Source organism: Nodularia sp. LEGE 04288 (assembly GCF_963896525.1).
Classification (GTDB): Bacteria; Cyanobacteriota; Cyanobacteriia; order Cyanobacteriales; family Nostocaceae; genus Nodularia.
This window is the reverse complement of record NZ_CAWQOY010000108.1, coordinates 15,897-28,333: the sequence shown is the minus strand read 5'-3', so window position 1 is coordinate 28,333 and position 12,437 is coordinate 15,897. Positions and strand designations below refer to the sequence as shown.

Below are 12,437 nucleotides of genomic sequence, written 5' to 3'. Positions count from 1 at the left end.
TATATTTATATTGATTTATCTGTTGTATTTATGACAAAAATTATAAAATTAGAATTGCTCCCTGCACATCGACAAAACCCCAAAAAGTTCTCAGATGATAGATGGTAAAATATTTTCATGCAGTTTGAGTGGAACAAGAATAAGGCGGCAAGCAATTTATCAAAGCATGGAGTCTCATTTGAGGAAGCAAAAACAGTTTTTGATGATCCTCTCTACATTGACTTCTATGATCCAGACCATTCTGAGGATGAACAGCGATACCTCATTGTCGGGGAGTCGAAGCAAAGACGATTATTGATTGTGTCATACACTGAAAGAGGTAATTCAATTCGCCTGATCAGTGCCAGAGAAGTTACACGAACTGAGAGAGAAGCCTATGAAGAATGAGAAGTCAGAAATGGAAGATGATCTTCGGACAGAGTATGATTTGAAGAGCTTGCGAGTTAGAAAGTTAGGCTCAGAAAGAAACACCTTTGGCGGCACAACTGTACGGTTGGAACCTGATGTTGCACAGATGTTTCCTAGTGCTGAAGCGGTTAATGAAGCGTTACGATTTTTGATCAGAGTTATGCGAGATAACCAAACTGTTGCTTCTATTACGCAGGCTAACACGTCGTTTGAGCGGACGGAGGAAAGCCCCTAGTCCTAAGTTTGAGCTTATTTGCCGCAGTTTTATGAAGAAGGCAGTTGAGAATCAAATGGAAGACGAATTACGTCCTGAGTACGGCTTCGCCCAAATGAAGGGAGGAATTAGGAGCAAGTATGTTGAGCGATATCGTACAGGGACAAACTTAGTGCTTTTAGATCCCGATGTTGCTCAAGCTTTTCCCAATGATGAAGCAGTAAATGACGCATTACGATTATTGATTCAGGTTGCCCAGCGCCAGCACCACAATAATACGGTACAGCAGACGGAATAAAAAACTTTGGAAAGGATATATCGCCTAATCCAGTAAATATAAGTTTTCTTTGTTTGGTAAGAATAGTGCTTAAGTCGGATAACATCCTGTACTTGTTCTAGTAGTTTCTTGGGAAGTTGTTCCATAGAATTATATACAGAAAATTCTTTATAACACCAAGGGATATACGGAAAAATGCTATATAATATACCAAAAATGGGTTTTATATACAATACCTTATATTGTGACAGGAGTTGCCTGTAATGTCAGATTTAACAAGTATTGAAAAAATTAAGTTAGAGAAAATACTCGAAATGGGCAGTGGTTATGTCCTTGATTTTGGAAACAGAACGTTTCAGGAATTTATCTTAGAAAATCAAAATATCGATATATACGATGAAAAATACAATTATCAAAGTGGTTCAAAAGCAAATCGATTAAGAGCATTTTGGAAAGAAGAGGCTAATCCTATAGTAGGAGAACTGTTGGAAAAATTGTTAGAATACTGGAGGGTAAAGAAGTTAATAGCTCAACAGAGTATTAGCCCTGAAGAGGAGAGCTTATTTAATGAATGCCAAAATATTACAGAAAGGTTAAAAGGAGATGCCGTAAAAAAGTGCAAAGATTCTCGGAAGAAAGAAGAATTCTCTTTACTTCGATCTGATCTCTTGTTAGAATTTAATAGATTTGCAAGTTTAACAAATTTGGAAGATAAAAAACAGCGAGGGTTTTTACTCGAAGTTTTGCTAGGACGTATTTTTTCTCTTTATGAAATTCCAACTAAAGACAGCTTTAAGAGAAATGAAGGTGGAGAACAGATAGACGGTGCATTTAAGTTTGAAAACTGGTTTTACTTAGTTGAATGTAAATGGACTCAAAAGCTCACGGATATACGAGAGCTAGATAGCCTTTACGGGAAAATTAATCGCTCTGGTAAGCAGACATTAGGATTATTTTTGTCAATTAATGGCTGGTCAAAAAATGTATGCCCATTACTAAAGCACAATCCAGACAAATCTATCATTTTGATGGATGGCTATGATTTGCGATGTGTTCTTGTTGAGCATAATAACTTGGATTTGAAGGATTTACTTCTGAAAAAATTAGAGTCCTTAAATTTTGAAGGAGAGCCGTTTTATAGTGCAGCCCAATTATTGAAGAGTCATGAGCGCAATCAAATCACGTAATTTGGGTTAAAGCACAAAACCTAGTAACCATAAATCTCTGTGTGCCTAAAACTTCATTGGATCGGCTTTTTTATTCAATTCTATCCAACCACTGTTTTGGATCACGTTTTGCATGAAAGCAAGCAAGTACAAAAACTGTATCTTGGTCAAAAACATAGAGAATTACGTATGGAAATCGTCGGATTAATACTCGCCTTACCTGTTTGTGGATGACTTGGTAAGCAAAGGGATTTACTCCAATTCCCGACAGAGAAGCATCGACTGCACGGACAAACTCAGAACCCAAACCTGGATTTTGGGATTCGTACCACTCAAAAGCATCCTGAATATCGTATTCTGCTTCTGGTTGGATAATCAAATTATAGTTCATTCAGAGAAGCCTAAGCGTTTTTTAACCTCTTCCCAAGTAGAACCATTTGCATGGTTTTTCTGGTAATTTTCTAACCGTCGATCTAGTTCTTGTCGTTGGGTTTCACTCAGGGGAAATTCCTCTTGCTGTTCTAAGATACTATTCCATAAATCTTCAGCAAGTTGGATACGTTCTGCAACGCTGAGTTCAGAAATGTCAACTTTCAAGAGGGGATGGGAACTCATAAATACGTACAGATTTAGGGTTAAGCTTTCACCTATTTTACAGGATTTTGGCTTGAGGCAGTGCTAAAGTTCTGGCAATGTTCCAGAGAAACCCCTAAGCGATCGCATTAGCCATTCTTGACAAGACAATGCGTTTGCATTACCTTGTAGATAGAGTTTCGCCGACAAGTTTAGAGGTTTGCTATGGCTGTAAAAATAGCCCCATGCTCAGAATCTACCCTTACTGATCGTTATCAAACTACAGTCCCTGATGCCGTTCGTAAAGTCCTTGGTTTGAAAAAGCGTGATAAAATCTGCTACACCATCCAGTCTGACGGACAAGTGGTAATTTCTCGCGCTGAACAGATGGAAAGCGACCCTGTATTGGGGAAGTTTTTGAATTTTCTAGCACGAGATATGGAAAATAACCCTCAGCACTTAAAAGCAATTAGCTCAGATTTAGTCAACCGTGTTCAGTCCTTGGTATCTGAAGTTGATGTTGATCTTGATGCACCACTATCGGACGAGGATGAATAAGTTTGTCTGTAGATCAGCCACTGGTAATTAATGGGTGGAATATATTTGCCCATTCTCTATTCCTCACGCAGTTTGAAGAACTTCTCACGCAGGTTGAGCATTTGCGTCAAAAGCATCCTCAAGACTACAAGAAGAAAAACGCCACAAAACGTCTAGCTGCGATCGCAACTTTGGCATTTGATGTTATTCCTCAAGATCCCACACGTACTGATTATCGCCAAGGCAATACACTGGGAGATGATTACAAGCACTGGTTTAGAGCTAAATTTTTTCAGCAGTACCGACTGTTTTTCCGATATCACCAAGAGAGCAAAATTATCGTCTTCGCTTGGGTTAACGATGAAAACTCTAAGCGAGCCTATGGCAGTAATACAGACGCTTATCGAGTTTTTCAGAAAATGCTGGAAAGTGGTCATCCTCCAGACGATTGGAATGATTTACTTCAAGAAGCAAAATATGAAACTAATCGTTTAAACAGAGTAATCAACTTAGAAATATAACTGGCTAGAAATATAGATATAAGACTACTATTTTAAGCTTTCCACGCCACTACAATACTTAATTTTGCTTTGGTATGCACTGGAATGAGGTACATCATAGCTCCCTCCTCGCTTGCGCTACGGTGTACACACATCCTGAACTAAAGAGATTTTCCAGTTTTAAAAACAGATTTTAACCGAAAATCCAGTTCCCCTCTTCGCTTGCGGGGTGGGGTGTTATGACACGAAAAAGAATTTCCCGACTTGTGTGCATCGCTTTACCATCGAAAAGAGTGCCTATATTCCCTAAAGATGCTCTGTATTTATCTATACATATTTACTTGTAGTAGACCCAAAGAGTATGATATATCTGCATTGTGGGTAAAATTAACCAAAAAATAACCTATAGGTAACATTTTTCAAGTATCCTTTTGAAGACTATTGTTAATGAAAAATATGACAGCAGTTCTAGAATCAGGCAATATCTGGCAACAAGCAGCGACTAATCTCAATCAGTCAACGACCGCAGAAATCTTGCAATTGCTGGAAAAATACCAAATGTTGCCAGCGCTGATCAAAGAAGTAGTGCTAGACCAAGCGATCGCACAAATTTCATGTACACCAGACGAAGAGAAAATTGCCCGTGAAAAGCTAGCCCAACATTATCAAATCACCTCCGATGATGCGCGTCAGCGTTGGTTAGAGCAAAATAATCTGAGTGTAGAACAGTTCAATGCGATCGCCATCCGCCAATTTAAAATCGAAAAATTCAAGCACCTGACGTGGGGAAACGATATAGAATCCTATTATTCACAGCGCAAACCCCAACTAGATCGAGTCGTCTATTCTCTAATCAGAACAAATGACATTGGGATTGCTCAAGAAATCTATTTTCGCCTCCAAGCCGGAGAACAAACTTTCGCCGAACTAGCACGAGAATATTCTCAAGGAACCGAAGCACAGACAAATGGTCTCATCGGTCCCGTAGAATTGCAAACTATCCATCCAGCATTAGCAAAGATGTTAGCTAGTAGCCAGCCAAAGCAACTCTTACCACCAACTCAATTAGAAAACTGGATAGTCATAGTCCGCCTAGAGAAATTGTTGCTCGCACAGTTAGATAATTCACTGCGTCAACGCTTACTGAATGAACGCTTTCATAGTTGGCTACAAGCACAAATGACAGCCCAACATTGACAATTTCAACCTAATTTTTAGGTAGCAAATATGCATACACTTCTATATATATTAATCAGGAAATGACTTATATTACAAATTCCTTCCAAGAATTCATTTCAAACCTAGAAGGGTTTGAGCATCTACCGACTGAAGAGATAACTCATCTTTCCCCACAACTACAAGCTTTGCGCTACCGCATAGGACAAAAAATCATCGGGAAAGAAAGACTCAGCGAACAAATTACCATACTTTACGAAGGAAAAGTTCGGTTGTTGGGATATCATCCCCAAACGCAAACACCTACAACATTAAAATTATTGCAACCAGGCGCAATCATCGGTGAGATTAGTCTACTACGGGAAGTTGCCTGTGAAACTGCGATCGCATCCACCGAAGTCATCTGTCTCAACTTGAGTAAAACCGAATATTTGCGCCTCCTGACTTCCTACCCAGACTTTAGCAACACACGCTTAAACCGCAGTCATTTAATAGAAGTATATGATGTTCTGGCTTCACAAGTAGAAAAGCAAGCCAACGCCGTCCTAAATTTTACAGAACTCGCGGAACAAGCCTTATCCAGAGCCAAAATATATTACCTGAATCCAGGAATCACCCCAGCCATCCAACTAGATAGAGAAAATATCTGGTTTCTCAGTGGCGGTAATTCAGTCAAAAATTTTCCTCCAGGTTCCCGCTTAGAATTAACAGACACACTGGAAATTAAAGAACCAAATCGCGCACGTTTAATAGGTTTATCTCCTAAAGACTTATCATTTTTAGATAGTCATCAAGTGGAGACGACGGTAAAACATACCCAACCCACTATCACCGATGACCTAGAGATTCCCTACGCCTCAGACCAAGAAATTCCCCAGCCAGAACCATCTGCCGACAAAGCGCCCCGAAAACGTCAAAGTTACCCATTCTTTAAAGGTAAAGGCGAATTAAATACCATCTCCGCCTGTTTTCAAATGCTCTCGAAACACCTACAGATTCCCTTTCGCCGGGAGGTGATTCGTCGCATCTTAACTGAACAAATCAAACGCCAAGGGACTATATCCTTTCCCGCTTGTGCTTACATAGCAGAATTAATCGGACTCAAATCCCAGTTAATAGACCTACCTATAGCCGCAATTACGCGCATTCCCACACCAGCACTCATTTATTATGATCATAGTTATGCTGTTTTATATGAAACAGGAGCTAATACTATTGTTGCAGGTGTGCCATCTCAAGGAATTGTCCGTTGCAAACCTGCTGAATTTGTCGCCAAATTAGATATTGATGAAAACAATTTACCTCCCCAGGTAAAAGTTTTATTGCTAGCTGCTACAAAAGAAACACCCCAAGAACGCTTTGGTATCCAATGGTTTATTCCTTTTCTGTCAAAGCATCGGCGAGTTCTCATAGAAGTTTTTATTGCTTCATTTTTTGTCCAGTTAGCCCAATTAGCTAATCCCCTCGTCATTCAGTTAATTATTGACAAAGTTATCGTTCAAAATAGCATTAGTACCCTAAATGTTTTAGGAGTATTGCTCTTAGTAGTCGGTATATTTGAAGCCTTATTGACCACATTAAGAACCTACTTATTTGTCGATACAACCAACCGCATTGATATGGGTTTGGGGTCACAAATTATCGACCACTTACTACGTCTACCACTGCGCTATTTTGAACGCCGACCAGTAGGTGAACTAGCCACTCGCATCAACGAACTAGAGAACATTCGCCAATTTCTCACTGGTACTGCCTTAACAGTGGTCTTAGATGCCGTATTTTCGATAATTTATATTGTCGTCATGCTGTTTTATAGTTGGCAGTTAACCTTGGTAGGTTTAGGAACAATACCGATATTTATTATTCTCACATTAATTGCTTCCCCCACAATTAGCAAACAACTACGCACAAAGGCTGAACGCAACGCCCATACTCAATCCTATTTAGTTGAGGTAATGTCAGGAATTCAAACAGTAAAAGCGCAAAATATTGAATTACAATCGCGTTTTTCCTGGCAAAAGCGTTATGCTCAGTATGTAGCGGCTGGTTTTAAAACCGTGATTACTTCCACACTAGCTAATTCTACCAGTAGTTTTCTGAATAAACTGAGTGCATTGCTAGTTTTGTGGTTAGGTTCTTATTTAGTCCTCCAAGGAGAATTAACCCTGGGTGAATTAATCGCTTTTAGAATTATCTCAGGTTACGTCACCAGCCCCATATTACGATTAGCTCAACTCTGGCAAAGTTTCCAAGAAACTGCATTATCCCTGGAACGTTTAAGCGATATTGTCGATACACCACAAGAAGGTGAAGAAGACCGCGACAATATTCCCTTACCTGCAATTTCTGGAGGCGTAAAATTTGAAAATGTTTCCTTCCGATTTGCGACTAGCGGACCCTTACAACTTTCCAACGTTAATCTCGAAATTCCATCGGGCAAATTTATTGGGATTGTCGGACAAAGTGGTTCCGGTAAAAGTACATTAATGAAATTACTGCTGAGATTGTACGAAGTGGAATCAGGCAGAATTTTAATTGATAATTACGATATTTCCAAAGTCGAACTTTACTCGCTGCGGCGACAGGTGGGTGTAGTTCCCCAAGAAACACTCTTATTTGATGGAACTGTTCAGGAAAATATTGCTTTAACGAACCCTGATTCCACAACAGATGAAATTATTGCAGCTGCGCGCATTGCTGTGGCGCACGATTTTATTATGTCCTTACCCAACGGTTACAATACACGCGTCGGAGAACGCGGTGCGGGACTTTCAGGAGGACAAAGACAAAGAATTGCGATCGCACGATCTATTCTACAACGACCACAACTATTAGTTTTAGACGAAGCCACCAGCGCCCTCGACTATCCCACAGAGCGACAAGTTTGTTTAAATTTAGCTAAAGCCTTTCAAGGTAACACAGTCTTCTTTATTACCCACCGCCTGAACACTGTCAGCCATGCAGATATGATAGTCGTCATGGATAATGGCAGAGTTATAGAACAAGGAAGCCATCAAGAATTAATGGCTGCTAAAGGTCATTATTTCTATCTTTATCAGCAACAAGAAGTGAATTTGTAACTCTATTAATCATTTTTCCCCAAAAAATCAAATTTCTTCCAAAATCTAAAATCTAAAATCCAAAATCCAAAATTGTATGACTCAACTTAATGGACAGAGCAACGGTCATAATGGCAACGGTAAGGCAAAAAACGGTGTCAAACCAGATGCGCGGGTACTCACATCTTTAGCTAAGGCTCCTGATCAGCCTTTTGCCAATGCCGACTATACTAATTTTGAGCAATCAGTTGTGTTACGCCAATCTCCAATTTGGTCACGCACAATTATGATGACCTTAATAGGGCTAGCTTGTTTTGGCATTATTTGGGCTAACTTCGCCAAAATTGAACAAGTAGTTCCTGCTACAGGACAACTCAAACCAGAAGGAACAGTCAAAGAAGTTCAAGCTCCTGTGAATGGAGTCGTAAAATCTGTTCATGTCAAAGATGGAGAAAAAGTCAAGCCAGGAGACTTGCTACTAACCTTTGAAACCGTTGCTACCGTTGCCGAATTAGATTCTTTAAATAATGTTCGCACGGCGTTATTAGAAGAGAATCAAATTTATCGCCGATTAATGGCAAATAGTTATACAACAGCATCTGAAGTAGAATTTTCAGGTGGTAAACTACCAATAAATGCCGAATTTCTGTTAAAAAGTAGGACAGCGCTAGTTAAAGAAAATGAATTGTTACGTGCTGAATTGAGCAACGTGAATACAGTTGCAGGTTTAGGAGTGGATGAACAAAAACGTTTACAATTTGCTCAAAGAGAATTTGATTCTCGTTCGGCTGGAAGACAGTTAGAAGTGGAGAAAACTAAGAAAGAACTTGCTCAAATACAAGTCAGAAAGAATAATACTAAATCTAGTCTAGCTATTCAGCAGGGTATATTAGACAAAATTAAAGTTCTTGCCGAGGAAGGTGGTATTTCTCAGCTTCAATATCTCAATCAGCAACAACAAGTGCAAACCCTCACAGCCGAAATAGCGCAATTAGATGAGGAACAGCAACGTCTCCAGTTTGGAATTGAGCAAGGACAGCAGGAACATAAAAATACTGTGGCTGCTTCTGGTAAAAATGTCTTAGAAAAAATAGCTGATAATAAAAAACGGATTGCAGAAATTGATAGCCAATTCATGAGAATTGTGTTAAGTAATGAACAAAATTTGGCAGATTTAAATAGTAAAATTTCTCAAGCCAAGTTAAACTTTGAATATCAAGAATTGCGCGCGCCTGTAGCCGGAACAATTTTTGACTTACAAGCCAAAAACCCAGGTTTTGTCGCTAATGCTAGTCAAATAGTTTTACAAATTGTCCCTGATGATAAATTTATGGCTGAGGTTTTTATTACCAATCAAGATATTGGTTTTGTGCGGGAAGGAATGCATACGGATGTGAGAATTGATTCTTTTCCTTTCAGCCAGTTTGGGGATATTAAAGGACAAGTAGTTAGCATAGGCTCAGATGCTCTACCACCAGACGAAACATATCGATTTTATAGATTTCCCGCCACAATTAGTTTGGATGAACAATATTTAGATATTAATGGCAGAAATATCTCCTTACAGTCAGGAATGTCTATTGTCGCTAATATTAAGGTCCGGGAAGAACGTACTGTCATGAGTCTCTTTACCGAAATGTTTACTAAACAAGTTGATAGTTTGAAAGAAGTCCGTTAATTAAACTCAAATTTTATTGTGGGATGGGTGTCCCCACCCGTTCCTTAATCAGAGAGGGCATCTTTGCCCTCCCCACAATATGGATAATTGATTTCTGGGAAATCTTTTAATTAATCTGTGTTCATCTGTGGTTTCTAACTTCCTCAGTACCCACCTCGCAATCAGCGATGATTGAGATTTAAGGAACTTCAATGGGAATCAAACTGTTTTCTGGCAAATAGTCGCGGAAATGTTCTTCATCCGCTAGAACTAAAGCTAGACGCAGGGGATAATCTGGCGAGATTTGCAAATCAGCCCACGGGACTGCAATTTCTAAACAGTTATTTAAAGCGACTTGAGCGCGGCTAACACGGGAATGCCATTGATAATGTTCTCCAGCTTCGTGAAACTGGATTGATTGCGTGAGTAAATTAATTTCTAGATGGTGGTGGTAGTGGTAATTAAGTGGCGCGATGTCTGGCACATCTGCGATGGGAATGGGGCTATTGTGCATTGTCCTATCGGGATAGAACCACAACAAATTTAACTCTTGTGGTAAATCTCGTCCAGGGACAACACCATTTTTAAAGTCCACCCGCACATAGAAATTCAGGTGATCTACCCCATACCAGAGTCGCTGAATGACGCTGCTATTATGCATGGTTCCCCGCGCCCCGCCGATTTCTATGCGTCCGGCTTTGTCCCAGTCCTGTTCATCACCCTTACCATCAATGGCGGGATGAATAAACCCTTCTGGCCGATGGTTTGCTCGTGATTCATGAACTTCTAATGGTTGTCTGAGATAAGATGGTGCGGGTTCATTTAAGGCGTGGTAAATTCCTAACAAATGTTCCCTAAATAATTGGTCGAAGATGGCATCCTGGTTTGAAGAATGTCCTTCACCAAACCACCAGAACCAATCGGAACCCTCGGCGGCGTATAAAGATTCCCAGGCGGCTGGGTTAGTTTCTTCGGTGGCTTCGGGATGTTTTGCTAGTGTTTCCCTGGCGTGGGTGAGGTAGTCCCAGGCGCGATTTTTGGCGGGATCTCCTATCCAGGTGGTGAAGCTACCATCTACCCAAGAACCACTATGTAGCTGTTCTCCGGGAATGGTTGCAGTGGCGGGAAATTCTTGAATAAATTCGGAAACTGTGACGAGTTTCAGATGGGGTTCGTTACTTAAGCTTTGATACAACGCTTCTAAGAAGGGTTTGCCGTCTTGGGGATAATACTCCCAGCAGTTTTCGCCGTCTAAGGCAATGGTGACTAGCCAAGGTTGTTCGCTGTCGCTTTCTCTTTGCATTTTAGCGATCGCTTGCAGGTGTCCCACTAAGTCAGCTGCTGCCTCTTTGGCCGGCATTGCACCGTAGGTAAAGCCAATCAAATCTGATAATCTGTGGTCACGAAAGACAATAGATAAATCACCGGCGGGAGTTTCTAAGCGATAGGGTCTGTATAATAATTCTGGTTTCTCGACGTTCCCTGCCCCATCCCGATGAAAGAAGTGTTTCAAAGACCACCCCAAAACCGCTTCATCTGAGCAAATCCACTTAAAGCCTTGTTTAATAATATAGGGCAGAATTTCCGGGCTGACTGATTGTTCTGAAGGCCATAAACCCCGTGGTTCTTGCCCAAAACGATCCGTATATAATTCCCAAGCTTTACGCAAGTGACGGGGAATGTCTTCTACCCACTGAAACCGCTGGTGAGGTAGTGTCATCGAAGGCACTGCTATTTGCCCGGAGTTGGTATCAGCTAGTAAGGGCAAAATCGGGTGAGTGTAAGGCGTGGTGGTAACCTCTAGCTGCCCGGATGCTTGCATTTTCCGGTGTTGGGGAATAATGCGACCCAGAATTTGGCGCTGTTTGGAATAGATGCGCTGGCGATCGCTTAAAGTAAAATTTCGACCTTGTTTTAACCAAGCGGCAATTTCCGGGTCATCCCAAAATAAAGGATCAATCCACGCCAAATTGTGCCAAGCCAGTAAATCGCTGTAATCTGGCAATTCCCAATTAGCCAAACACCAAGCCTGCCCTTTTTCCTGTCTTTGGTAATACAACTCGGCATAGCGGGGATGGGGATCAATCAAAGTATGGTGATTGGCATCAAAAAAGTGTTGGATAATAAATTCTTTTTGTGCCTGAGTTATTTGAGCATCTGGTGTCAAACTAGCCGTGAGATACGGGTCAAAAGCCGTCCCGGCAATATAATCTTCCAGTTGTAATATCAGGGACGGAACTAAATTTACGGTCTGGTGTAACTTCGGATACTTTTCCAGAATTAATATTAAATCTAAATAATCCTTGGTTCCATGCAATCGTACCCAAGGCAATTGGTAATGCTGACTAGTAGAAAGTGAAACACCTCTGTTAGGGGACTTGTACAGAGGTTGGTGTTGATGCCAGATAAAGGCGATATGTAATGGATGAGACATAGTGAATGTTGATTCAGGGAAAATGGGCATCAGCTTCGCCGAACGTCCGAACGGCAATGGGGCCTTGGTTATTCGCGTTATCGCCCATCACCCCATCACCGCAGCCGCTAGATTATTTGCTCAATTTCGGCGATTTCCGGAATAAGTTCCTTGAGGCGACGTTCAATACCCATTCTCAAGGTCATTGCGGAACTAGGGCAAGAACCACAAGCACCTTGTAAGCGCAGTTTTACAATCGGACCATCAAGTTCGACAAGTTCCACGTTACCGCCATCAGACATCAGGTAAGGGCGCATTTCATCTAAGACTGTTTCGACGTTTTCAATTGTCAATTCCATTGTGTGAGTCCTCTTTGGGTAAGAAAATTTTGATATTCAAAGTTTGTTAACTTAATTTTAGATACAATTGTCCCTATATTGTGTATTAACCGGAGTTG

General features: G+C 40.7%; 14 protein-coding genes. 9 read left to right on the top strand and 5 right to left on the bottom strand.

The window, feature by feature from the left end; genetic code table 11:
* Positions 1–117: 117 nt before the first annotated feature.
* The 3 genes from AACX33_RS12205 to AACX33_RS12195 are packed head-to-tail and all read left to right on the top strand — an operon-like array spanning position 118 to position 920.
* The gene (locus AACX33_RS12205) at positions 118–387 is read left to right on the top strand and encodes a BrnT family toxin (RefSeq protein ID WP_194000477.1); all 270 of its coding nucleotides are present in this window, start codon (positions 118–120) and stop codon (positions 385–387) included.
* On the top strand, positions 377–643 hold the full coding sequence (locus AACX33_RS12200) for a hypothetical protein (protein ID WP_194000479.1): 267 nt from the start codon (positions 377–379) through the stop codon (positions 641–643). Before AACX33_RS12205 ends, AACX33_RS12200 begins: the two co-directional genes overlap by 11 nt.
* Before the next feature lie 31 nt (positions 644–674).
* Positions 675–920, top strand: coding sequence for a hypothetical protein (locus AACX33_RS12195; protein WP_194000481.1), 246 nt, complete (start codon positions 675–677; stop codon positions 918–920).
* Here the strand turns inward: AACX33_RS12195 and AACX33_RS26505 are convergent.
* Positions 869–1,045 (bottom strand): phage integrase N-terminal SAM-like domain-containing protein, encoded by a 177-nt coding sequence (locus AACX33_RS26505; protein ID WP_416209818.1) that lies wholly within the window; start codon positions 1,043–1,045, stop codon positions 869–871. The two genes, AACX33_RS12195 and AACX33_RS26505, sit on opposite strands and share 52 nt — an antisense overlap.
* A gap of 117 nt (positions 1,046–1,162) precedes the next feature.
* Here AACX33_RS26505 and AACX33_RS12190 point away from each other — a divergent pair, with 117 nt between their 5' ends.
* Positions 1,163–2,086: a hypothetical protein gene (locus AACX33_RS12190; RefSeq protein WP_194000483.1), complete on the top strand. Its 924-nt coding sequence runs from the start codon at positions 1,163–1,165 to the stop codon at positions 2,084–2,086.
* A gap of 70 nt (positions 2,087–2,156) precedes the next feature.
* Here the strand turns inward: AACX33_RS12190 and AACX33_RS12185 are convergent, their stop codons facing one another.
* Together AACX33_RS12185 and AACX33_RS12180 are read right to left on the bottom strand one after the other, a co-directional pair.
* Complete coding sequence (locus tag AACX33_RS12185; RefSeq protein ID WP_194000485.1) at positions 2,157–2,456, bottom strand: type II toxin-antitoxin system RelE/ParE family toxin; 300 nt, start codon at positions 2,454–2,456, stop codon at positions 2,157–2,159.
* Complete coding sequence (locus AACX33_RS12180; protein ID WP_194000487.1) at positions 2,453–2,680, bottom strand: addiction module protein; 228 nt, start codon at positions 2,678–2,680, stop codon at positions 2,453–2,455. The genes AACX33_RS12185 and AACX33_RS12180 overlap by 4 nt, the downstream gene beginning before the upstream one ends.
* Positions 2,681–2,863: 183 nt before the next feature.
* On the opposite strand from AACX33_RS12180, the gene AACX33_RS12175 reads away from it, so the two are divergent.
* The 5 genes from AACX33_RS12175 to AACX33_RS12155 all read left to right on the top strand — a co-directional run bounded on the left by AACX33_RS12175 (position 2,864) and on the right by AACX33_RS12155 (position 9,588).
* Positions 2,864–3,196 (top strand): type II toxin-antitoxin system PrlF family antitoxin, encoded by a 333-nt coding sequence (locus tag AACX33_RS12175; RefSeq protein WP_194000489.1) that lies wholly within the window; start codon positions 2,864–2,866, stop codon positions 3,194–3,196.
* 2 nt (positions 3,197–3,198) lie between these two features.
* Positions 3,199–3,696, top strand: coding sequence for a type II toxin-antitoxin system YhaV family toxin (locus AACX33_RS12170; protein WP_194000491.1), 498 nt, complete (start codon positions 3,199–3,201; stop codon positions 3,694–3,696).
* Positions 3,697–4,131: 435 nt separating this feature from the next.
* Positions 4,132–4,872, top strand: coding sequence for a peptidylprolyl isomerase (locus AACX33_RS12165; RefSeq protein ID WP_194000493.1), 741 nt, complete (start codon positions 4,132–4,134; stop codon positions 4,870–4,872).
* A gap of 62 nt (positions 4,873–4,934) precedes the next feature.
* Positions 4,935–7,931 (top strand): peptidase domain-containing ABC transporter, encoded by a 2,997-nt coding sequence (locus tag AACX33_RS12160; RefSeq protein WP_194000495.1) that lies wholly within the window; start codon positions 4,935–4,937, stop codon positions 7,929–7,931.
* Between the two features lie 76 nt (positions 7,932–8,007).
* A complete protein-coding gene (locus AACX33_RS12155) occupies positions 8,008–9,588 on the top strand; it encodes an HlyD family efflux transporter periplasmic adaptor subunit (RefSeq protein WP_194000497.1) in 1,581 nt (526 codons plus the stop codon).
* Between the two features lie 178 nt (positions 9,589–9,766).
* Here the strand turns inward: AACX33_RS12155 and AACX33_RS12150 are convergent, their stop codons facing one another.
* Entirely contained in the window at positions 9,767–12,001 is a 2,235-nt protein-coding gene (locus tag AACX33_RS12150) for a glycoside hydrolase (RefSeq protein WP_194000499.1), read from the bottom strand.
* Between the two features lie 107 nt (positions 12,002–12,108).
* Positions 12,109–12,339 carry a NifU family protein gene (locus AACX33_RS12145; protein WP_194000501.1) on the bottom strand — a complete coding sequence of 77 codons (231 nt, stop codon included), beginning with the start codon at positions 12,337–12,339 and terminating at the stop codon, positions 12,109–12,111.
* Positions 12,340–12,437: the final 98 nt, after the last annotated feature.